The organism is Streptomyces sp. NPDC048420, assembly GCF_040651535.1.
Classification (GTDB): Bacteria; Actinomycetota; Actinomycetes; order Streptomycetales; family Streptomycetaceae; genus Streptomyces.
Genome location: NZ_JBEZKG010000013.1, coordinates 172,148 through 192,029, shown reverse-complemented (window position 1 = coordinate 192,029; position 19,882 = coordinate 172,148). Strand labels below are relative to the sequence as shown.

At 71.4% G+C, this 19,882-nt stretch carries 22 protein-coding genes, 1 tRNA gene and 1 pseudogene; 15 read left to right on the top strand and 9 right to left on the bottom strand.

The annotated features are described in order from the left end of the window. Nucleotides 1-33: 33 nt before the first annotated feature. Genes AB0D34_RS25715 through AB0D34_RS25705 form a run of 3 tightly spaced genes read right to left on the bottom strand, consistent with a single transcriptional unit; the run spans nucleotide 34 to nucleotide 2,769 of the window. The gene (locus tag AB0D34_RS25715) at nucleotides 34-1,404 is read right to left on the bottom strand and encodes an MBL fold metallo-hydrolase (RefSeq protein WP_362665179.1); all 1,371 of its coding nucleotides are present in this window, start codon (nucleotides 1,402-1,404) and stop codon (nucleotides 34-36) included. A 1-nt stretch (nucleotide 1,405) separates the two neighbouring features. Beyond that, nucleotides 1,406-2,494 carry a sulfite oxidase gene (locus AB0D34_RS25710; RefSeq protein ID WP_362665177.1) on the bottom strand — a complete coding sequence of 363 codons (1,089 nt, stop codon included), beginning with the start codon at nucleotides 2,492-2,494 and terminating at the stop codon, nucleotides 1,406-1,408. Nucleotides 2,495-2,499: 5 nt separating this feature from the next. Continuing rightward, entirely contained in the window at nucleotides 2,500-2,769 is a 270-nt protein-coding gene (locus AB0D34_RS25705) for a hypothetical protein (protein WP_362665175.1), read from the bottom strand. A 772-nt stretch (nucleotides 2,770-3,541) separates the two neighbouring features. Between AB0D34_RS25705 and AB0D34_RS25700 the strand changes: the two genes are divergently transcribed. From AB0D34_RS25700 to AB0D34_RS25690, 3 genes are all read left to right on the top strand, one after another. Further along, nucleotides 3,542-3,730: a hypothetical protein gene (locus AB0D34_RS25700; RefSeq protein WP_362665173.1), complete on the top strand. Its 189-nt coding sequence runs from the start codon at nucleotides 3,542-3,544 to the stop codon at nucleotides 3,728-3,730. Between the two features lie 346 nt (nucleotides 3,731-4,076). Then, nucleotides 4,077-4,424 (top strand): hypothetical protein, encoded by a 348-nt coding sequence (locus tag AB0D34_RS25695; RefSeq protein WP_362665171.1) that lies wholly within the window; start codon nucleotides 4,077-4,079, stop codon nucleotides 4,422-4,424. Between the two features lie 204 nt (nucleotides 4,425-4,628). Next, nucleotides 4,629-4,823, top strand: a complete 195-nt coding sequence (locus AB0D34_RS25690; RefSeq protein ID WP_362665169.1) for a hypothetical protein — start codon at nucleotides 4,629-4,631, stop codon at nucleotides 4,821-4,823. A gap of 154 nt (nucleotides 4,824-4,977) precedes the next feature. On the opposite strand, the gene AB0D34_RS25685 is transcribed toward AB0D34_RS25690, so the two are convergent. Further along, nucleotides 4,978-6,219, bottom strand: a complete 1,242-nt coding sequence (locus AB0D34_RS25685) for a DUF6880 family protein (protein WP_362665167.1) — start codon at nucleotides 6,217-6,219, stop codon at nucleotides 4,978-4,980. A 46-nt stretch (nucleotides 6,220-6,265) separates the two neighbouring features. On the opposite strand from AB0D34_RS25685, the gene AB0D34_RS25680 reads away from it, so the two are divergent. From AB0D34_RS25680 to AB0D34_RS25665, 4 genes are all read left to right on the top strand, one after another. Continuing rightward, a complete protein-coding gene (locus AB0D34_RS25680) occupies nucleotides 6,266-7,138 on the top strand; it encodes a hypothetical protein (RefSeq protein WP_362665165.1) in 873 nt (290 codons plus the stop codon). Nucleotides 7,139-7,261: 123 nt separating this feature from the next. Continuing rightward, nucleotides 7,262-7,867 (top strand): hypothetical protein, encoded by a 606-nt coding sequence (locus AB0D34_RS25675; protein ID WP_362665163.1) that lies wholly within the window; start codon nucleotides 7,262-7,264, stop codon nucleotides 7,865-7,867. Between the two features lie 170 nt (nucleotides 7,868-8,037). Further along, nucleotides 8,038-9,120 carry a tyrosine-type recombinase/integrase gene (locus tag AB0D34_RS25670; protein ID WP_362665161.1) on the top strand — a complete coding sequence of 361 codons (1,083 nt, stop codon included), beginning with the start codon at nucleotides 8,038-8,040 and terminating at the stop codon, nucleotides 9,118-9,120. Continuing rightward, a complete protein-coding gene (locus AB0D34_RS25665; protein ID WP_362665159.1) occupies nucleotides 9,117-9,314 on the top strand; it encodes a hypothetical protein in 198 nt (65 codons plus the stop codon). The genes AB0D34_RS25670 and AB0D34_RS25665 overlap by 4 nt, the downstream gene beginning before the upstream one ends. 95 nt (nucleotides 9,315-9,409) lie before the next feature. Here AB0D34_RS25665 and AB0D34_RS25660 read toward each other — a convergent pair. After that, nucleotides 9,410-9,483, bottom strand: a tRNA-Pro gene (locus AB0D34_RS25660). A 100-nt stretch (nucleotides 9,484-9,583) separates the two neighbouring features. On the opposite strand from AB0D34_RS25660, the gene AB0D34_RS25655 reads away from it, so the two are divergent. From AB0D34_RS25655 to AB0D34_RS25645, 3 genes and pseudogenes are all read left to right on the top strand, one after another. Further along, entirely contained in the window at nucleotides 9,584-10,114 is a 531-nt protein-coding gene (locus AB0D34_RS25655; RefSeq protein ID WP_362665157.1) for a DUF309 domain-containing protein, read from the top strand. 84 nt (nucleotides 10,115-10,198) lie between these two features. After that, a pseudogene (locus tag AB0D34_RS25650) lies at nucleotides 10,199-12,306 on the top strand (MDR family MFS transporter). Further along, nucleotides 12,303-13,109 carry an HAD-IIA family hydrolase gene (locus AB0D34_RS25645; RefSeq protein WP_362665155.1) on the top strand — a complete coding sequence of 269 codons (807 nt, stop codon included), beginning with the start codon at nucleotides 12,303-12,305 and terminating at the stop codon, nucleotides 13,107-13,109. Before AB0D34_RS25650 ends, AB0D34_RS25645 begins: the two are co-directional and overlap by 4 nt. Here the strand turns inward: AB0D34_RS25645 and AB0D34_RS25640 are convergent. Next, nucleotides 13,098-13,871, bottom strand: coding sequence for a sulfite exporter TauE/SafE family protein (locus AB0D34_RS25640; RefSeq protein WP_362665153.1), 774 nt, complete (start codon nucleotides 13,869-13,871; stop codon nucleotides 13,098-13,100). The two genes, AB0D34_RS25645 and AB0D34_RS25640, sit on opposite strands and share 12 nt — an antisense overlap. 159 nt (nucleotides 13,872-14,030) lie before the next feature. Here AB0D34_RS25640 and AB0D34_RS25635 point away from each other — a divergent pair, with 159 nt between their 5' ends. From AB0D34_RS25635 to AB0D34_RS25615, 5 genes are all read left to right on the top strand, one after another. Then, nucleotides 14,031-14,831 (top strand): lysophospholipase, encoded by an 801-nt coding sequence (locus AB0D34_RS25635; RefSeq protein WP_362665151.1) that lies wholly within the window; start codon nucleotides 14,031-14,033, stop codon nucleotides 14,829-14,831. Between the two features lie 44 nt (nucleotides 14,832-14,875). Next, on the top strand, nucleotides 14,876-15,133 hold the full coding sequence (locus AB0D34_RS25630) for a WhiB family transcriptional regulator (protein ID WP_362665149.1): 258 nt from the start codon (nucleotides 14,876-14,878) through the stop codon (nucleotides 15,131-15,133). Then, entirely contained in the window at nucleotides 15,130-15,609 is a 480-nt protein-coding gene (locus tag AB0D34_RS25625; RefSeq protein WP_362665147.1) for a DNA starvation/stationary phase protection protein, read from the top strand. Before AB0D34_RS25630 ends, AB0D34_RS25625 begins: the two co-directional genes overlap by 4 nt. Nucleotides 15,610-15,642: 33 nt before the next feature. Continuing rightward, the gene (locus tag AB0D34_RS25620) at nucleotides 15,643-15,975 is read left to right on the top strand and encodes a DUF3140 domain-containing protein (RefSeq protein ID WP_362665145.1); all 333 of its coding nucleotides are present in this window, start codon (nucleotides 15,643-15,645) and stop codon (nucleotides 15,973-15,975) included. 189 nt (nucleotides 15,976-16,164) lie between these two features. After that, entirely contained in the window at nucleotides 16,165-16,959 is a 795-nt protein-coding gene (locus tag AB0D34_RS25615; protein WP_362665143.1) for an SAM-dependent methyltransferase, read from the top strand. Between the two features lie 6 nt (nucleotides 16,960-16,965). Here the strand turns inward: AB0D34_RS25615 and AB0D34_RS25610 are convergent, their stop codons facing one another. From AB0D34_RS25610 to AB0D34_RS25600, 3 genes are read right to left on the bottom strand one after another with little or no spacing between them, the layout of a single operon-like run. Continuing rightward, nucleotides 16,966-17,655, bottom strand: a complete 690-nt coding sequence (locus AB0D34_RS25610; protein ID WP_362665141.1) for an SDR family oxidoreductase — start codon at nucleotides 17,653-17,655, stop codon at nucleotides 16,966-16,968. Further along, a complete protein-coding gene (locus tag AB0D34_RS25605) occupies nucleotides 17,652-18,524 on the bottom strand; it encodes a cupin domain-containing protein (RefSeq protein WP_362665139.1) in 873 nt (290 codons plus the stop codon). The genes AB0D34_RS25610 and AB0D34_RS25605 overlap by 4 nt, the downstream gene beginning before the upstream one ends. Further along, nucleotides 18,521-19,867, bottom strand: a complete 1,347-nt coding sequence (locus AB0D34_RS25600) for an amidohydrolase family protein (RefSeq protein WP_362665137.1) — start codon at nucleotides 19,865-19,867, stop codon at nucleotides 18,521-18,523. The genes AB0D34_RS25605 and AB0D34_RS25600 overlap by 4 nt, the downstream gene beginning before the upstream one ends. Nucleotides 19,868-19,882 lie beyond the last annotated feature (15 nt).

Here is a 19,882-nt window from a genome sequence, read left to right as displayed (position 1 = left end):
ATTCTCTCCTTTCGGATGTCACTGTCATCCGTGTCAGCTGTGCCATCTGTTCATCTGTTTCATCAGGTCCCGTGCTCCGCCCCTGATCACCGCCGTCACCGGGATTCCCGCCCGGTCGAGCAGACTGGCCGCGACGGCCGCCCGCCGCCCGCGCCCGCAGACCGTCCACACCTCGCGGTCCCTGGGGATCTCGGCGAGCCGCCAAGGCAGTTCGCCGACCGGAATGGCCAGTGCCCCCGGGATGGTCCCGGGCTCGTGCGGGGAGCGGACGTCGAGGATCCGCACCTGTGGGCGGGGCACGAACAGTTCGCTCACGTCTGCGGCACGGAAGGAGCCGACCGGGCGGCCCTCGGTCTGCCAGCGTTCGATTCCGCCCTCCAGGTAGCCCTCGACCTGCTCGTAGCCGATCCGCAGCAGCTGGGTCAGTGCCTCGTGCGCCGCGTCGGCGACGGGCTCCGACAACACCAGCACCAGCGGCGTGCCGAAGGGCACGACCTGGCCGATCAGGGCGGCGAAGCTGTCGTCCAGCTCGTTGCTGAGCGAACCGGGCAGGTGGGCAGCGGCGAAGGCCCGTCGGTCGCGGGCGTCGACCACCAGCGCCCGGCCCGCGGCCAGCCGGGCGACGCTGTCCGGCGTGAGCGGCCGGGCACCGGGCGGCGGACCGCCGAGCACGGTGGGCCCAGTGCGGTTGAGGGGGGCCATGTGCCGGTAGTACGCCGGGTACGCGGGCAGGTGGGTCCGCTCGCTGACGAACTCCTCCTCGTCCGCCGCCAGCGCCGGGTTGACGCGCCGCTCGGCGCCCACGGTCGTCGTCCGGTCGGCCGAGGCCGGGCCCGCGGCGCAGGAGCTGCCGGCTCCGTGCGTGGGCAGCACCCGGGTGGCGTCCGGCAGTAGTGCCAGCCGCCGCAGTGAGCGGAACTGCGCGTGGGCGAGGCTCTCGGTGCGGTCCGCGCCCGACAGGTCGGTGCGGCCCGAGCCGCCGACGAGCAGGCTGCCGCCGGTGAAGACGGCCTCCGGCGCGAGCCGGCCGGCGCCGAAGACCAGGTAGGAGGTGTGCTCGGCGGTGTGCCCGGGCGTCTCCATGGCGCGCACGAGCAGGTCACCGACGGCGATCTCGTCGTCCTCGGCCATCGGCAGGTGGTCGAAGGCGTATCCGGCCCGGGCCGGAGCGGCCACGGTGGCGCCCGTGACGGCCCGGACCTCCATGGCGCCGGAGACGTAGTCGTTGTGCACATGGGTCTCCAGGACGTACCGGACGCGTACTCCGCGGGAGTCGCAGTCGGCGAGCAGGCCCCAGCAGTCCCGCTGGGGGTCGACCAGGGCGGCCTCGTCGCCACTGACCAGCAGGTAGCTGGTGTCGCCGAGCGGGGCGGTGGTGATGATGCCGATCTCGTACTCGTCCATGTCAGCCTGCCTGTCCGGCCGTCGTTCCCCGGGCGTTCCCCGGTGGTCGGACGACCACTTCCACGCTCGCCGCCGCGTTGCACCCGTACCCCAGGGCGTTCCACTGCGGCGTCAGCGGCTGTGTCTCGCCGTGGGCGTCCGTCGCGCGGGCCAGGAGCCGGTGGTGCCCGGGCCGCCGCGGGGTCCAGCGCAGCGACCATCCCGTCCAGGCGTACGGTCCGCTCGGCGAGGCGAGTTCGGCCTCGCGCCAGTCGGCGGCGTCCGTCCGGATCAGGACCAGCCGCACCGGGGCGCCGCCCGACCAGGCCCAGCCCCGGATGGTGAGCGGAGCACCGAGCGCCGGGGCCGCGTCCGGTCGCGGAGCGGTGATCAGGGATTTGACGCGTAGGGTCGCGACCGGGCGGTCGGGGGTGCCGAGCGCCTCGCGGTAGACGTAGTCGTCGGTCTGGAACACCCCGGTGAACGGCTCGGCCACGGCCCGCGCCCCGACCAGCCACTTCACGTCCGCCACCCCGTATCGGCCGGGGACCACGAGCCGTACCGGAGCTCCGTGGCGTGGGGTGAGCGGCACGCCGTTCATATGGGTGGCGAGCAGCGTGTCCGGGTGCAGCGCGGCATCCAGCGGCAGGCTGCGTTCGAAGGCCACCGGGTGGCCGTGTGCCTGACCGGAGTCCGCGCCGGTGAACACGAACTCGACCGCCCGCGGATCCACCCCGGCCCGTGCGGTGACCGCCGGGAACGGCACGCCCGCGAACCGGGCACAGCCCACCGCCCGCTCGCTCCAGGGCAGCCCCGGCGTCGGCGGGGTCATCAGGGTGCGTCCGTTGCCGGCGCATTCCAGTACGAGGTCGAGTTCCCGCCGCTCCAGCGTGAGCAGTTCGTCGTAGCCGAGTTCGTAGGGCTCCTGCACCAGGCCGCCGATACTCAGCCGCCACCGGCTCGGCTCCAGTCGGGGGATGCCGAAGTGGTCGCGGACGAAGAACGCGTCCACGGGCGTGATCCACTCGGTGAGCGCGGCCGGTGGCGTCTGGGCGTTGTAGGGATCGGCGGTCAGGGTATCGGGCTCCCGTGGCAGCAGGGTTCCGGTCATCTCGCTCACCTCCGGCCGACGTGCTGTGCTCCCCCGGTGAGCGCCCGCAGCCGCCGCTCGGCGCCGAGCGCCTCGAAGGTGGCGGCCGCATCGGCCGGCAGCCCCCGGTCCGCCGACGGCCGGGGATCCGCGAGCGCGGCCCTCACCTTCGATCGGGCGGCCCAGCACGGCTGCCGGGCTGCCGTACAACCGCGCCGCCGCCAGACGCCGCGCCGGGCCTTGGTCGCCTCCCTCTCCCCCGCCTCGGCCGGCGCACCGGAGGCGGTCTCGGCCATCGCCCTCCCCGCGGAGCTCTGGAACAGGCCCGCCACTCGCTCGGCGACGCGCGTGCTCCGCCGCCGCGTCCTCGTCGCGGAGCGCCGCGTCCTCGAATGCCTCGAAATCGACCCAGGCCGCAGCCCGGTACAGCCCCAGCCGCTCACCGGATTCCAGGTAGCGATACGTGGCCGCCGGATCGGAATCGAGGGTGTGGCGGACCTCGTGGAGCGCCTTACGCAGCCGGCTGTCCCCGGTCGCGGCATCGAACTCCGGCCACAGCAGGTCCAAGACCTGGTCGCGGTGGAGCCGATGGCCCGGCTCCAGGGCGAGCAATTTGACCAGAGTCTTCGCCTTCCGCAGCCGCCACTCCTCGTCGGCGATCTCCCGTGGGCCCACCTGCACCCCGAAACCTCCGAGCAACCAGATCCGCAGTTCGAACATGCTTCACCGCCTTCGCGGCCGGTACTTCGAACCTACGCCCGGGAACCTCTCCCCGCGCGGCGTCCTCCTTGCGCACCTGCCGCATGTGCCGCAGCACGGCGCGGTCACCCGGACGGAGGACCGCAGCGCCCGATCGGGGGCGGGCAAGAGGTACGGCCTGAACCGTGGCAGCGTCTTCCCATGACTGCACGTCGCACCCCGAGTGATACCCAAACGACGGAGGACAGGAGTATCAGGGTGGATGGTGAACATCACGGATGAGAAGCGGCGCGGGGGGGCCGGACGGCGCCTCTGAAGGTTGATGCGGCCATAGACGAGCTGATCGCCGACGGTGCGCACTTCCTCGGCATGACAAAGAAGGACCTCGTCGCCGAAGCCGTGCGCGTCTACCTGGAGATCCGCCGCGAAGAGGTCCGGGCGAACATGCTCGAGAAGATGCGCAGGCTCGACGGAGGGCTGGAATCGAGCGTCTCGCTGCTGACCGGGCTGTCGCCCGAGCGCTTCAAGGAGCTCGGCGGAGTGGGCGAGGACGACTGATCCGTGCATCCCGCCCGCCCCGCCCTCCGCACGCTGCGCGAGGACCTCAAGCTACCGCTCCCCTCCGCCCGCCAGCCCCTCGACGAGATCGACCATCCCATCCTGGCCAAGGCCCGGGATCAGTTCGATGAGGACGAGACCGGCCATTGGGGGTCCCCCCGGACGCAGTCTGGGGGAGGATCCGGTCGATCGACGGCGAGGTCCTGTTCAAGGTCAAGGTCCAACGCTGGCGAGGCGCGGTCTGGACTGAGGAGGACCTGCCCTGGCTGGTCGCTGCCGGACAGCGCGAGGACGGCTCGGGAGACGACTTCTACGCCGCACTCGAGGCCGACGCGAAGGGTACCGGGTGGCCCTCACCTTCAACTTGCTCGCCGAGCCCGGGACTTCGGCGCCCGCCTCCGGACCGCTCACCGAGCTGGCGCGCTGCCTGGACCAGCACTTCGGCACGCCCGCCAAGCCGCGCTACGCGATGCGGGACCTCGACCCGCCGAACCGGCTGGTGTATCTGCTCGACCACGAGTACACGCAGCGGGGCCTGAGCTGGGAACGGCTCAAGGGCGCCGACGCCGAACGCGCCGCGCTGCTGCGCGCCGCCGCCGGACGGGCCGGCCGAGATCCGCCGCCCCCGACTGGAGGATCTGGGCCTGCCGCTGCAACACCTCCTGCAGGCGGCCGACCAGGAACAGCTGGCTGAGATCCTGGCCGTGTTGCGCGCCCAGGCGGACACGGTGCTGGAATGCCTGATGCCGATGCTGCGCCGCTCGGCACAGGTGCTACCGACGAATACCCAGCGCGCGGCGGATCTCGACACGGTCGCACGCGACTGCACGGACTGGCTGCGCGCGATCGTCGCACGACAACTGCGTGCCGCGGACGACTCGTCGATCGCCTGGGCCGGTTGCGGCACGTACACACCAGGATCGACTCGGCCGGTCTCCTGGTGCTCCACCAGACCAGACGGCATGGACGCCCGTACACCCTCGTACTGACCAAAACCGAGCAGCTGTTCACCCAGACCGCCCGCCGCAAGGCCGAAGCCGACCTGACCTGGCTGACCTCGAACTGGTACACCCTCCCCGCCGGGCCGCGTTGAGCCCGTGGGACCTTGTCGGCGCATGCGATGAACCGTCAGCCATGATCTTGAGCCGGGACAGGCACTGTGGGTGCCCGGCACGCGACGGAAAACGTGGGTCGCGACGCAGCGTACCGCCAGACACCAGCAGCGTCGTACAACGCTGGGTGCCCACTCAGCCGAGACCGGCCCTGTCCAGGCGGGCCAGGAAGCTGGTCTTGCGGCGGTGTTCGGCACGCAGGCCGTGCAGGTAGTCGGTGAATTCCGGCTCGGTACCGAGCGCACGGTGGACGTCGCGCAGGGTCTTCAGGTGGCGGACGGCGTACTGGTAGCGGTACTTGTTGCCACTCTCACCGAGATACAGGTCGATCAGCCTCCGGTAGGGGACGACGGTGTCGGCCGGATGGACGGGCCGCCGCTCGGCGAGGAGGTCCTGCAGGACGTACGTCGACAGGGCGTCGAGATGCGCTGTCGCGGTCTGCCATGCCTCTTCGGCCAGGCCCTCCGCGCGCAGACACGCGATCAGTTCGGTGACGTGGGCGGGGTTCTCGGCCAGCCGGGCGCGCAGCAGGTCCAGGGCCCAGGTGACCGTCTGCGGGCTGCCGACCTCCCGGGCCGTCGCGGCCACCGCGGCGAACGCGGAGGCGAGCGGGGTGCGGGCGAAGACGTCCCGGCGCACCGACACGGCTTCCTCTCCCTTCCCGCCGGCGATGAGGAGTGCGACGAGCTCGTCCATGAGCTGGGGCTTGAACGGGCTGGCGGGGTGGGCCTCCAGCCCGCGGCGTGCCCAGTCGGTGGCCTCCGCCTCCCGGCCTGCGGCCCGGAGCACGCGGACGATCTTGACGTACTGATCGGGTCCGGTCAGTGACCGGGCGAGCACCTCGACGTAGTGGTCGGTGTCGCCGGAGATCTCCGCGAGCTGTTCCCGCAGATACCGCACGCCGAAGGCGGTGCCCCATTCGTCTGCCTGCTCGGGTTCGCCGGCGCGCTGCTCGACCAGGTCGCTCAGCTGCCGCGGGCCCTGCTCGCCCAGGGCGGGAGCGAAGTCGGCCAGGGGGATGTCGGGCCAGCCGGGGCCGTCGAACACCGTGGTGGCGATCCAGTTCGCCAAGGCGCGGGGATCCTTGGGCGGGGCCGCCGCCAGCGCCTGGGCGTAACGGGCCGTCAGTGCGCGCAGGGCGTCACCGCAGCTACCGGAGGAGTCGTCCAGGTACATCAGGGCCCGGGTGACCCGGTCCACTGCCGTGCGCAGCCGACGGGCCGCCTCCGCCGCATTCCCGGTCTCCAGCAGGCGTCCGGCCGCTTCGTCGACGGCCCACGCGGTGGCCACGTACTCGCGGTGCCCAGCGTGCGGACCGCGTCGCCGGTCCCGCCGCAACCCGTCGACCAGCTGCTGAAGGGAGGTCTCCTCGCTCATGAGGCCATCTCAGCACGCCGCGGGGGGGTGGGTAGGGTTGCGGGCCGTGAGCGAGTACCAGTACTACGAGTTCCTGGCCGTCGCCCGACCTCTGGATCCTGCGCAGTTGCAGCAGGTCCGGTCCCTGTCCACCCGGGCCACCATCTCCCCGACCCGCTTCGTCAACGAGTACCACTGGGGCGACTTCCGCGGGGACACCACCAAACTGGTCGAGCAGCTCTACGACGCCCACTTGTACTACGCGAACTGGGGCAGCCGCCGCCTCGTCTTCCGTCTGCCTGCCAACGTGCTCCTGGTGAAGACGGCCGCCACCTACGCCATGGAGGAGGCCCTCACCGTGTGGACCCGCTCCGGCCACACTCTGCTCGACTTCTCCCTGGACAGTGAGGACGGCGGGGAATGGGACTTCGAGACCTCTCTCGAGCTGTCCTCCCTGATCGGCCTGCGTGCCGAACTCGCCGCCGGTGACCTGCGCCCCCTCTACCTCGCCTGGCTGGCCGCCCTCACCGTCTGGGAACTGGCCGAGGACGACGAGGAGGAGTATGCCCGCGAGATGGAACCGCCGGTCCCCGCAGGCCTGTTCGAACTCACCGGCCCGCAGCGCGCCCTGGCCGACTTCCTGAAAGTGGACCCCGACCTGCTGACCGCCGCAGCCCAGACGAGCGAGCCCAGCCCCGCACCAGGCACGGACCGGCGACAACTCGCGGCGTTCATCGCATCTCTGCCCACGAAGGAGAAGGACGACCTGCTCCTGCAAGCCGCCCTGGGCAGCATCCCTCAACCGGGACCAGAGCTACTGGCCCGCTACCGCTCCACTACCACCCCCGCCACCACCGCACCGCCCACATCACGCCGCAGCGCCGCCGAACTCCTCGACGCGGCCTACCACCGCCGCACCGAACGCACCCGGCGCGAGTAGGGAGACCCACCGCAAGACCGTAGAGGAACGCGCCCGCGCCGCAGTCCAGGCCCACCAGCGGCACCTGGGCGGCCGACCGGACACGGCTCGGCCCCTCACCCGCGGGCCGGGCAGGATGGGGTCATGCGTCATACCACGGCCGTCCGCCGTCTCCGTACGATCACCGACGCCTGCGACCGTGCCCGGCGACTACCCGGCGGCGGCGCTCTTCTCGCCACGCATGCCTTCGGTCCCATCCTGGACGGGACGGGAGACATCCCGGTGGTGCACATCGCCCTCGTTGTCGACCTGCCCACCGAGGAACTGCCCTGGGGCGTCGAGCCTCCCGAGTGCACCGCGCTGGCGAACTTCCTCGACCTTGGCAAGGCGCCGGTCGTGCGGCGCTGGCGGCCCGCGGCCTGGCCGGTGTGGAACCACGCGATTCGTCGTCCGTTGCGCATCTGGTCCCCTGCCGGACCCGATACCCGTGCGCTGGACGCGCTTGCCGCGGGCCAGGCCGACCCGCTGCGGCCGGCCGCCCCTCAGCCGACGGAGGAGGCCGAGCAGCGGCGCGTCGAAACCGCCACCTCCCTCCTCCACTTGCGCCGGGTACGCGACCGCTACTGGGACGACCACTGGCGGCGCGCCCACCGAGGCTCCGGCCGGTTTCCGGAGGACTCGCTCTGGGAGGCGGTCGACGGCTACCTCGAACTGCTCAACACGGCAGCCGAGGAGTCCCCCCACAGGTAGCGGGGGGTACGGCGCCGCTCGGACGCCGACAACTGCGCCGCCGAAAGGGGTCGCTGCTGCTCAACGGTGGCGGTGGGTGTCATGTGACGGGGAGGTGATGTCGCCCGCCCACGAGACGCCATGATCCGCCAGCTGATACGCCAAAGGCTGACGCCGTCACCGTGGAGCCAATGCACGTGCCCCCACTGGAGATGAGCATCATGGCTCCTCGCACTCCCGAACCCGGTCGTCTCTACCGACGCTGCGGTTGCCGCAGGCCCGATGGCGGGCAGTTCGGCGCCAGCTGCCCGAAACTCAAGGGCCGCTCCCGGCACGGCTCGTGGGCCCTCGCCGTCGACCTGCCCTCCGTCGACGGCAGACGCAAGCCCCACTGCCGCAGCGGATTTCCCACCCGCAAGGCCGCCCACGCCGCCCTGGAACACGCTTTGACGTGCGAGGGCACCGGACTGCACTGCGACGAACACCTCACCCTCGCCGCCTACCTGACCGAGTGGCTGCGTACCAAGGAGGAGGCGCTCAAGCCCACGCCCTTCGTCCGCTACCGCGACTACGTCCGCGCCGACCTCGTCCGGTCCTTCGGGCGCATCGCGCTCCAGGCCCTGCGCCCGCGGCACATCACCGCCCGGCAGGAGGCCGAGCTCGCCCGCGGACGGGGGCGCACCACCGTCTACCGGATCGGCGCCACCCTTTCCAGCGCCCTCGGCTCCGCCATGCGGGCCCGGCTGATCGCGGACAACCCGTGCCGGTATGCGATGACGCCACGGCCCGCGGCGCAGGAGCGGATCTGCTGGAATCCCACCCAGGCGGCCGCGTTCCTGCGGCACAACCACACCCACTACGGCGACCAGCTGGCCGACCTGTTCGAGCTGCTGCTGGGCACCGGCATGCGCCGCGGCGAGGCCCTCGGCCTGCACTGGAGTGACGTCCACCTGTCCGAGAAGACCCTGCTGGTGCGCTGGAACCTCACAGCCGTCAACAACAACCGGCTCTACCTCGGCCACCCGAAACCCAAGGCGAGCCGGAACTGGGTGAGCCTGTCCGCGCGCGTCGCCGCTGCGCTGGAGCGCCAGGCCGCCCTCGCCCGGGCCGGCCAGCCCGCGGGCACGCTCTTGGAGGGCCTGATGTTCGGCCAGCCGGACGGCTCACCGCTGCGCCCGCAGGGCATCCTGACCGAGCTGCGCCTGCGCTCTGAGGAGATCGGCCTTCCCCGGATCGGCGTCCACGACCTGCGCCACACGCCGCCAACATCATGATCAGCTCGCGGGTTCCGCTGGCCGTGGTCTCCAAGACGCTGCGCCACTCGACGCTGTCCACCACGGTCAACCTCTACGGCCATCTGCTGCCCCACGCCGCCCGCGATGCCGTCACCGCCATCGACAAGGCCCTGACGCGCGCCGACCGCAAACACCACCAGACCGCTCCGGCATCAGAAGACCGGGCGGCCTGAGACCGGCCGCCGAGGCGGGCCCGCGTTGCCATCACGTGTCACGCGAACGCATCCAGCGGGTCTGCCATAGTCGGCAAACCCGCTGGTGAACACCGTCGGGACGACAGGATTTGAACCTGCGACCCCTTGACCCCCAGTCAAGTGCGCTACCAAGCTGCGCCACGTCCCGGTGCGCTGTCCCGCGGTGGGCCGCGGGAACGCGCGTACCGAACTTTACCCCACGTCGGGGGCCGGGCCGAAGCGGGCGCCGGGCGCGGGACAATCGTCGTATGGCCAGTACATCCTCAGGACGGCAGGACGCGCGGGACCGGGACGGCGAGGGGCGGGCACGCAACGCCCGGCCGCGGGACGGGCTCGGGCGGCCGCTGCCGTACGGCGCCGACGGTGTCGCACGGCAGCCGGAGGGCGTGCTGCGCAGCCCCGAGGACACCGTGGCCGAGGCGCAGGACCTGCTGGACGCGGGGCGCCCCTTCCACGCGCACGAGGTCTTCGAGGACGCCTGGAAGTCGGGTCCCGACGAGGAGCGGGCCCTGTGGCGGGGGCTGGCCCAGCTCGCCGTGGGGCTGACCCACGCGGCCCGGGGAAACGTCACGGGCGGGGCGAGGCTGCTGCGGCGCGGTGCCGGGGGCGTGCAGGAGTGGGCGGCGGAGCTCGGGCAGCCATCGCCGTACGGGATGGATCTCGTGGGTCTGGCGGACTGGGCGCGACGGCTCGCGGACGTCGTGGAGGAGACCGGCGCGAGCGTCGACGCGGCGGCGCGGGCACCCCGGCTGCGCGGGCAGAGGCGAGAGGCCCTGTAGGGACCCCGGACGAGCCGCCGTCCGGACTACCCGCGCGGGCCGTCCCCGCATGCACGGATGGCCCAGCGGTGTGATCGTGCCCTTGTGACAGTCGCCGAGGAATCCGCGGAATCCGCACCGCCCGCACCGCCCGCACCGCCCGCCGCCGTCCAGCCGCCGGTGCTGGACGCGCGCCGCCGCAACGTCGTCTTCGTGACGATCATGCTGGGGATGCTGCTCGCCGCCCTCGGCCAGACCATCCTGGGCACCGCGCTGCCGACGATCGTGTCGGATCTCGGCGGCGCCGAGCACATGTCGTGGGTCGTGACGTCGTATCTCCTCGCGGAGACCGTGGCGACCGTGCTGGTCGGCAAGTTCGGTGATCTGTTCGGCCGCAAGGTGGTCTTCCAGGTCTCGGCGATCGTGTTCATCACGGGCTCGTTCCTGTGCGGGCTCGCCTCCGACATGACGCTGCTGATCGTCTGGCGGGCGATGCAGGGCGTCGGGGCCGGCGGTCTGATGGTGACGGCGATGGCGCTGATCGCCGACGTCATCCCGCTGCGCGAGCGCGGCAAGTACCAGGGCGCCATCGGTGCCGTGTTCGGGGTGGCCACGGTCATCGGACCGCTGCTGGGCGGGCTGTTCACCGACCATCTGACCTGGCGCTGGGCGTTCTACGTCAACGTGCCGATCGCGATCGTCGTGGTCTTCGCGGCCGCCCGCACCATCCCCGTGGTGAAGTCGGCCGTGCGGCCCGCGATCGACTACCTGGGCATCGCGTTCGTCGCGGTCGGTGCCAGCGCGCTGATCCTGGCGACCAGTTGGGGCGGCAACGAGTACGCGTGGGGTTCCGGCGTCATCATCGGCCTGTTCGTCGGCGGTGCGCTCGCGCTCGGACTGTTCTGCCGGGTGGAGACCCGGGCCGCCGAACCGATGCTGCCGATGCGGCTGTTCGCCAACCCGGTGTTCACGGTCTGCTCGATCCTCAGCTTCATCGTGGGCTTCGCGATGCTGGGCGCGATGACGATTTCCCGACCTATCTGCAGTACGTCGACGGCGACTCGGCCACCGTCTCCGGTGTCCGGACGCTGCCCATGGTGATCGGTCTGCTCATCGCGTCGGTCGCGAGCGGCAACGTGGTGAGCAAGACCGGGCACTACCGGCTCTTCCCGATCGCCGGCTCCCTGGTGATGGGGCTCGGGCTGTTCCTGATGTCGCTGATGGGGCCGTCCACCGGGGCCTGGCTGGAGTCGCTGTACATGTTCGTGCTGGGCACCGGCATCGGGCTGTGCATGCAGGTCCTGACGATCGCCGTGCAGAACACCGTCGAGTACGCCGACCTCGGCACCGCGACCTCCGGCGTGACCTTCTTCCGGACGCTGGGCAGCTCCTTCGGCACCGCGGTGTTCGGCACGATCTACACCAACTCCCTGACCCCCAACCTCCAGGACGGCATCGCCTCCGCCGTGCGGGCGGGAAGCGGTCTTGACCCTGCCGTCGTCACCAAGGCGGCGACGAGTCCGGACGGGCTGCACGAGCTCCCGTCGGCCGTCGCCGCACCGATCATCGACGCGTACGCCGACACCATCCAGACCGTCTTCCTGTGGACCGTGCCGGTCGCGGCCCTGGGCTTCGTCGTCGCCCTGTTCCTCAAGCAGGTCCAGCTGCGCGACAGCGCGCGGGCCGGTTCGACCGACATGGGCGAGGGGTTCGCCTCACCGTCCGGTGCGGACTCGCAGCGGGTCCTCGAGGCCGCCGTGGGGAAGATCATCGGCAGTACGGACCTGGACACCGCGCGCGGGATCATGGCGGCCTCCGACACCCGCCTCGACGTCGCCGGGGCCTGGGCCGTGATGCAGGTGGAGCTGCACACACGGCTGGTGGGACACGCGAGCCTCGGCATGATCGCCGCGCGGCGCCATCTGCCGCCCGAGGTGCTGCTGCCGGTGTTCGACCGGATGGTCGAGGAGGGCTGTCTGACCCGCGACGGCAATCTCCTCTCGCACACGGAGGGGGGTGCGCGCGAGGCCCGGGTGATCGGGCGGGCGTGGGGCTCCTGGCTGGAGGACCGTGTCCAGCAGGACCTCGGCCGTCCGTCGGGCACGGATCTGCGGGCCGCGGTGGACACGATCGCCAAGCGGCTCCTCGTGGAGGACCTCAACAGCGGACTGCCGCAGCGCGCGCGGGAGTTGGCCGGCAGTACGACGTCATGAGATCTCATCCTGACACGGCATCCGTGCGCGCCCTCCTGATCGACATCGACGGAGTCCTCACCGTCTCGTGGGAGCCGTTGCCCGGGACGGTGGCGGCGCTGCGGGAGATCCGGGAGGCCGGGCTCGGCGTCGCGCTGGTGACCAACACGACCTCACGGACCCGGGCGTCGATCGCCTCGACGCTGGCACGGTCGGGGTTTCCCGTGTCGGCGCAGGACATCCTCACCGCGCCGACGGCCACCGCCCGGTTTCTGGCCGACCACTGGCCCGGCGCCCGCTGCACGCTGCTGAACAGCGGGAACATCGCCGAGGACCTCGCAGGCGTCACGCTCGTCGGCGCCGAGGCGGAGGGGGTCGATGTCGTCGTCCTCGGTGGCGCCGGGCCGGAGTTCGGCTACGCGGAGCTCAACCGCGTCTTCGGGCACCTGCAGCGCGGGGCCCGGCTGGTGGCGATGCACCGCAACCTGTACTGGCGTACCGACGACGGTCTCCAGCTGGACGCCGGGGCCTTCCTGGCCGGACTGGAGAAGGCCTCCCGGACCGAGGCCCAGGTCACCGGCAAACCCTCGCCCGCGTTCTTCGAGGCGGCCCTCGCCCGGCTCGGCGTCGGCGCGGACGAGGCACTGATGGTCGGCGACGACATCGAGTCGGACGTACTGGCCGCGCAGCGTGCCGGGCTCACCGGAGTGCTGGTGAAGACCGGCAAGTACCTTCCGGAGACCCACCGAGCGGCCAGTGGCACACCCCACCACGTGATCGAGTCCTTCGCCGAGCTGCCCGCCCTGCTGCGATCAGCGCAGTAGGAGCTGCAGACCACCCACCACCGTCGCCGCGATCACCAACTGCTCGAAGAGTCGCTGGTTGATCCGGTTCACAGCCCATTTGCCGAGGAACGCTCCGGGCACGACGAACGCCACGAGGGCGAGGTCGAGCAGCAGCGAGTGGCCGTCGATCAGACCCAGGCTGACGCTGAAGGGCACCTTGGAGACGTTGACGATCAGGAAGAAGAACGCCGAGGTGCCGAGGAAGCCGAGTTTCCGGAAGCCCGCCGACAGCAGGTACATGGACATCACCGGGCCGCCGGCGTTGGCGACCATCGTGGTGAAGCCGCCGAGGACGCCGTAGGAACGGGCTTTGACGCGGCCCGTCCTGGTGGCGAGCGAGTCGGGTTCCTCCTCGGCGTCGGCCGTGCGCCGGCGCCAGATCGTCACCCCGGCCATGAACAGCAGGATCGCGCCGATCGACGTCCGTACGATCCCGTCGTCCGCCCACTCCAGGAAGAGCGTGCCGGCGACCACGCCGACCGCGACCGCGGGGAACAGCTTCCACAGCGTGGGCCAGTGGGCGTGCCGTCGGTAGGTGAGCACCGCGAGCACGTCCCCGGCGATCAGGATCGGCAGCAGGGCGCCGGTGGAGGCGCGGGCGGGCAGCACGGCGGCGAAGATCGCGAGGCTGACCGTGTTGGCCCCGCTCACGGCAGTCTTGGAGAAGCCGACGAGCAGGGCCGCGGCGGCGAGCGCGGCGAACTCCCAGCCTGAAATGTGCCAAAGCGTCATCGTGTCCATGCGGAGACCGATGCTAGGTGCAGGCAACCGGGTGGTGTAAGTGCCGTCTCGTCTCTTGGTCCTGTTGGCGGCGGTGCCGTCTTCTGGTGGCCGCGTCCCCGGCCTTTAATCAGTACTGCTCATCAGTACTGCCCTTTCCGGACCGCAGCTGGAGGACACATGGCCGAACACGTCGTCGAAGGAACCCACGGTCCTCTCACCGTCCGCGAGTGGCCGCACGACCGGCCCCGGTACGTCGCCCTCCTGGTCCACGGGTACGGCGAGCACGTCGGCCGGTACGAGGAACTCGCCGGGATCCTCGTGGCGCACGGCGCGGCCGTGTTCGGGCCGGATCACCGCGGGCACGGCAGGTCGTCCGGTGAGCGGGTCCTGATCGAGGACTTCGAGGATGTGGTCACCGATGTGCACGCGGTGGCCGACCTGGCCCGGCACGCCCACCCCGGGGTGCCGCTCGTCATGGTCGGCCACTCCATGGGCGGCCTGATCGCCGCCCGCTTCGCCCAGCGGTACGGCTCCGAGCTCGCCGCGCTCGTGCTGTCGGGGCCGGTGATCGGAGCCTGGGAGCTGCCGGGCGCGTTGCTCGCCCTCGACGAGATCCCCGACACGCCCATCAGTCCGGCCTCGCTCTCCCGGGACCCGGCGGTGGGCGCGGCGTACACGGCGGATCCCCTGGTATGGCACGGGCCGATGAAGCGCCCGACGCTGGAGGCGTTCGCGCGCACCCTGGAGACCGTGTCCAAGGGCGGGGACATCGGCCCGCTCCCGCTGCTGTGGCTGCACGGCGACGACGACCGGCTGGTCCCGCTCGCGGGGAGCCGGATCGGTGTCGAGGCGCTCAGGGGCGAGGAGTTCACCGAGCGGATCCACGCCGGCGCCCGCCACGAGGTGTTCAACGAGACGAACAGGGCGGCGGTCTTCGCGAACGTGACGGACTTCGTCGATGGCGTGCTCACACGCTGAGACAGCCCCGTTTGCGCGGATACGCATGGGGCACCCGCGCCCCCATGGAGTGGTTGCGTCGAGCGGCCTGCGTGGGAGAGGACCCCGAGCTGTTCTTCCCGGTGGGCACAGAAGGGCCCGCGCTGCGAGATCTCGCGGCGGCGAAGAGCGTCTGTGCCCGCTGCCCGGTCGTGCCCGAGTGCCTGGAATGGGCGCTCGACAGCGGGCAGACCTCGGGCGTGTGGGGCGGAACCTGCGAGCAGGAACGCGACGCGCTGCTCCGTAACGGCACTGACCATGCCCGAAGGAGGAGCACGGTATGACTGTGGTGAGGAGCACCCTGCCCGAGGCGGCCCGCGAGACGGCCGGGGAAGCCCTGCAGAGCACCCTGGTGGATCTGCTCGGCCTGTCGCTGATCGGGAAGCAGGCGCACTGGAACATCGTGGGCCCGCGCTTCCGGTCCATCCACCTTCAGCTGGACGAGGTGGTGTCGACGGCCCGCACGTTCTCCGACACGGTGGCGGAGCGCGCCGCGGCCCTGGGTGTGCCGCCCGACGGTCGGCCCGAGACGATCGCCGCCGCCTACACGCTGCCGGGTTCGAAGAGCGGTTGGATCCGGGACGACGAGGTGGTCCGGCTGATCGTCGAGACGCTGGAGGCGGCCATCGGCCGGCTGCGCGAGCGCATCGAGGCCACCGAGAAGGCCGATCCGGTCACCCAGGACCTGCTGATCGGCATCACCGCCGAGCTGGAGAAGCAGCGCTGGATGTTCGAGGCCGAGAACTGGCCCCGGGACTGACCGGCCCGAAACACACACGGAAAGGCGCACCCGATGACCGACGCCCTCGAACTCGACGCGCTGTGGGAGGACTTCCACCGCGCGGTGAACATGACCTCGCAGGAGCTCGCCGCCTGGCTGCGGGTGAGCGACGCCGACGAGTCCGCCGAACCGCTGCCGGAGCACGCGGGTGAGCCGACCGGGCAGCACGTCCTGGCGATCCTGCAGAAGCGGCGCACGGACCTGACCGACGAGGACATCGAGGTGATGTACGAGGTCGTGGACACCGTCACCGCGGAGGCCGACGTGGAGAACGAGCCCGAGACCGAGGTGACCCGGCGCCGGCACCGGCTGATGACCGTGGGGCACGACCCGCTCAAGGCGTGAGCCCGGTGTCGGGTGGTCATGGCCCGACCCCCTTGTGAAGTTCGCCGGGTGTACCAACCCGCCGCCCCGGCCGCCGCGTTGGTACACCCGGCGATGGACGACGAGGTGTCCGAAGACCGCCTCCGCAGGGCCGGGTGACCGTGGCACACTGCTCGCACACAGTGCCGAAGTCGAGCAGAGGAGCCTTGTGTGACCGGGACCGAGTCGGCCGGCCGTCGGATCGACACGAGCAGGCCGCATCCGGCCCGGGTGTACGACTGGTTCCTCGGCGGGAAGGACAACTACCCCGTCGACGAGGAACTCGGCCGGCGGATCACGGCACAGGGCGACGCACCCCGGCAGGCGCGCGCCAACCGGCGGTTCATGGAGCGGGCCACGCGGGTCGTCGTACGGGAGGCGGGGATCCGCCAGTTCCTCGACATCGGCTCCGGCATCCCCACCGAGCCCAACCTCCACCAGATCGCCCAGTCCGCCGTACCGGACGCGCGGGTGGTGTACGTCGACAACGACCCGATCGTTCTCGCCCATGCGGCGGCCCTGCTGCACGGCACTCCCGAGGGGGCGACGCACTACCTCCAGGCCGACGCCCGCGAACCGGAGCGGATTCTCCAAGGCGCCTCCGCCGTCCTCGACTTCGCGCAGCCCGTCGCGCTGTCCCTGGTCGCACTGCTCCACTTCATCTCCGACGAGGACGGCGCGCAGGAGCTGGTGGACACCCTGGTCGGCGCGCTGGCGCCGGGCAGTTGTCTGGTGCTGTCGGCGATGACGGCGGACTTCGACCCGGAGAGGGTGAACGCGGGCATCGCGGCCTACACGGCGAGCGGGGTGACCCTGGTGGCCCGCTCGCACGACGAAGTGAGCCGTCTCTTCAAGGGACTTGAGGTGCTGGAGCCGGGGATCGTCTCCCTGTCGCGGTGGCGCCCTGACGAGCGGGAGGACGGCGAGCTGGTGTCGCTGTACGGGGCCGTCGGCATCAAGCGCTGAGTCCGCTCAGCCCAGCAGCCACCCCCCGTCCACGCTCAACCCCACCGCGTTGACCGAGCCGTTGCGCAGCAGGAAGTCCACGGCGTCCACCACGTCCGCCATGGTCGCGAGCCGTCCGGTCGGTGTCCTGGCCCGCAGTCCCGCCAGGACCTCCTCCGGTTTGGCCCGCCAGTAGGGACTGTCGCCCACGACCCCGGGATGGATCGCGTTGACCCGGACGGGAGCGAGTTCCACCGCGAGGGAGTGGACCAGCCCGGTCACCCCGGCGTTGACGGTCGCCACCGTGGTCGCGCCCGGGTAGGGCCGCTCCTTGGCCTGGCCGCCGAACAGCACGATCGCGCTGTCGTCGTGCAGCCGGGGCCGCAGAGTGTGCACGACCTCGGTGTAGCCGACGAGTTTGAGCGTGACGAGGTGGACGGCCGCGTCGATGTCGTACGCGCTCACCCGGTTCTCGTCGCGGGAGATGCCCGCGATCACGAGGTGGTCGACGCGGCCCACGTCCCTCAGCGCGTCGGCGATCCCCTTGGGCCGCGCGAGGTCCAGGGCGAGTCCCCGCGCGCCGATCTCCTTGGCCGCGGTGTCGGTGCGGTGGGCATCGCGCCCGGTGATCACCACCTCGTCACCGCGTTCCGCCCGCACCCGGGCGAACTCCCGTCCGATGCCCGAGGTTCCGCCGATCACGACCACGCTGCTCATCGGGTTGACTCCCTCAGGTAGTCCCAGTCCCGTGTGAACCGGTACGAGTGCCGGGAGGGCGGTTGCGGGGCCTGTGTCTCCAGCCAACGCAGCGGTCCCTCACCGGCGTTGGCGAAGCCGTGCACACAACCGGCGCCCGCCCAGGCGCAGTCGCCCGGGCCGAGCCGGTACCGCGTGCCGTCGAAGACCGCGTCCGCCTCGCCTTCGAGGAACAGATAGGTCTCCTCGAAGGGGTGGTCGTGGGTGCCCGCGACGCCGTCGGGCGCGTACTGCACCATGAACATGGTCGAGGCGACCGCGCCGAGATCGCCGTCGACCATCATCTTCACGGTGATCCCGCTGTAGACGAGCAGCGCGGTCCGCATGCTGGCCGACACGGCGAGCAGGTCCTGGGACTGCTTCCCGGGGTCCATCTGGGCGGGCTCGAAGTGCCCGAAGGACCGGGTGCGCGGGTCACGGACGTCGATGCGGACGGGCTCGCGCGGGGCCCACGGAGCGACCGCCTGGGTGTCGTACCCGTACCGCGCCCGCGGCACCGGCGCGAGCATGTCCGCCCAGCGGGCGCCGGTGTCCCCGGTGCCCCGCCAGGCGTGCGGGACGCCGGTCGGCAGGAGGCCGTAGTCGCCCTCCTCCAGCAGGTACGCCCCCTCGGGCACGTCCAGGACCACGCTCCCGTCGAGGATGTGGAAGCTCTCCTCGTAGGAGTGGACGTGTGCGGCGACCGACCCGTCGGGCCGCAGCTCGCACACCCCGAAACCGGTGTGCGAGCTGCCGTCGCCCTCTCCGACCAACTCCCGTCGCCGGTAGCCGTGTTCGTCGTGCGACGGCTCCGGCGCGTCGGTGGCGCGGCGCACCAGGTGGTGGGTCACGCCCGGGCCTCCTTGGCGGCCAGCAGCCGGTCGCGGGACTCCTCGACGAGGCGCAGGGCGCGGGTCACGTCGGCGGTGAGCCTGCCGTCGCGCTTGCGGACCACGCCGTCGACGATGACGGTCTCCACGTTGGACACGTCGGCGCTCAGGGCCACGGCGGCGGCCGCGTCGTGAACGGGGGCCACGTTCAGGGCGGTGGCGTCGATCGCGACGACGTCGGCGCGCTTGCCGGGGGTGAGGGAGCCGGTGCGGTCCTCCAGGCCGGCGACATGCGCGCCGTTGCGGGTGGCGATCTCCAGCATCTGACGTGCCGTCAACATCGTGTCGGGGACCAGGGTGTCGGCCTGCCAGCTGGCCGCGTTGACACGGGCCCGCTCGGCGCCGAAGGCCGCGCGGATCTGGGTGAACATGTCGCCGGGCACGGTGGTGACGACGTCGATGCTGAGCGAGGGGCGCAGTCCGTGCTCGATCGCCTTCATCACCGGCGGCCAGCCATGCCCCATCTGCGTCTCCACCTGCGGCGCGATGGAGACCGTACCGCCGCTGTCGGCGACCAGCCGCCACTCCTCCTCGCTGAGGTAGCAGCAGTGGATGTAGGTGGTGTCGGGGCCGAGGAGGCCCAGGTCGTTGAGCTGCTTCACCATGCCGAAGCGGCCGGCGAGCCGGCCCATGGCCACGTGCACGGTGATCGGGATGTCCAGTTCGCGGGCGAGGGCCCATTCGGAGGTGACGACGTCGTTGACGCAGAAGCCGGGGCCGCGGGTGGCCAGCGCCAGGGTGAGCAGGCCGTCGTCGGAGGCGAAGTGCTCGGTGCGGACCCGGCGTACGTCGTCACCCGGGATCGCGATCTTGCTCTCGAACCAGTAGTCGGCCAGGGAGGTGTTGGCGCTGCCGTACGCGTACTGGGCGCGGATGCCGGTCTCGTTGAGGGCCCGGATCGCCGCGTCGGGATGCTCGGGGGTGTTGTTGATGTGGGACCAGTCGACGAGCGTGGTGATGCCGGCGTTGAGGCACTCCAGGGCACCCGCGAGGTTGGCCGCGTACACGTCCTCGGGGGTGTAGAGGGGGGCGAAGGTGTCGAGGATGTCGACGAAGTAGTCGTCGAGGGTGGCGTCGGGGGCCACGTTGCGGATCGAGGCCTCCCAGGTGTGGCGGTGGGTGTCGACGAAGCCGGGGATCACGATCCGGCCGGTCATGTCGAGGACTTCGGCGTCCGCGCTGATCTCGCGGTCGACCGCCGCGATCCGCCCGTCCTCGATCAGGACGTCACCCCTCGGCAGGTCCCCGATCGCGGGGTCCATCGAGAGCACGTGTCCGGCACGAAGGAGTGTCCGATGGGTCATCGCGCTTCCTCCTCA

Coding starts and splice junctions, on each gene's coding strand:
- AB0D34_RS25715 (WP_362665179.1), bottom strand. CDS start 1,404: ATGGACGAGTACGAGATCGGCATCATCACCACCGCCCCGCTCGGCGAC.
- AB0D34_RS25710 (WP_362665177.1), bottom strand. CDS start 2,494: ATGACCGGAACCCTGCTGCCACGGGAGCCCGATACCCTGACCGCCGAT.
- AB0D34_RS25705 (WP_362665175.1), bottom strand. CDS start 2,769: ATGGCCGAGACCGCCTCCGGTGCGCCGGCCGAGGCGGGGGAGAGGGAG.
- AB0D34_RS25700 (WP_362665173.1), top strand. CDS start 3,542: ATGACAAAGAAGGACCTCGTCGCCGAAGCCGTGCGCGTCTACCTGGAG.
- AB0D34_RS25685 (WP_362665167.1), bottom strand. CDS start 6,219: ATGAGCGAGGAGACCTCCCTTCAGCAGCTGGTCGACGGGTTGCGGCGG.
- AB0D34_RS25675 (WP_362665163.1), top strand. CDS start 7,262: ATGCGTCATACCACGGCCGTCCGCCGTCTCCGTACGATCACCGACGCC.
- AB0D34_RS25670 (WP_362665161.1), top strand. CDS start 8,038: ATGCACGTGCCCCCACTGGAGATGAGCATCATGGCTCCTCGCACTCCC.
- AB0D34_RS25665 (WP_362665159.1), top strand. CDS start 9,117: ATGATCAGCTCGCGGGTTCCGCTGGCCGTGGTCTCCAAGACGCTGCGC.
- AB0D34_RS25655 (WP_362665157.1), top strand. CDS start 9,584: ATGGCCAGTACATCCTCAGGACGGCAGGACGCGCGGGACCGGGACGGC.
- AB0D34_RS25645 (WP_362665155.1), top strand. CDS start 12,303: ATGAGATCTCATCCTGACACGGCATCCGTGCGCGCCCTCCTGATCGAC.
- AB0D34_RS25640 (WP_362665153.1), bottom strand. CDS start 13,871: ATGGACACGATGACGCTTTGGCACATTTCAGGCTGGGAGTTCGCCGCG.
- AB0D34_RS25635 (WP_362665151.1), top strand. CDS start 14,031: ATGGCCGAACACGTCGTCGAAGGAACCCACGGTCCTCTCACCGTCCGC.
- AB0D34_RS25630 (WP_362665149.1), top strand. CDS start 14,876: ATGGAGTGGTTGCGTCGAGCGGCCTGCGTGGGAGAGGACCCCGAGCTG.
- AB0D34_RS25625 (WP_362665147.1), top strand. CDS start 15,130: ATGACTGTGGTGAGGAGCACCCTGCCCGAGGCGGCCCGCGAGACGGCC.
- AB0D34_RS25620 (WP_362665145.1), top strand. CDS start 15,643: ATGACCGACGCCCTCGAACTCGACGCGCTGTGGGAGGACTTCCACCGC.
- AB0D34_RS25610 (WP_362665141.1), bottom strand. CDS start 17,655: ATGAGCAGCGTGGTCGTGATCGGCGGAACCTCGGGCATCGGACGGGAG.
- AB0D34_RS25600 (WP_362665137.1), bottom strand. CDS start 19,867: ATGACCCATCGGACACTCCTTCGTGCCGGACACGTGCTCTCGATGGAC.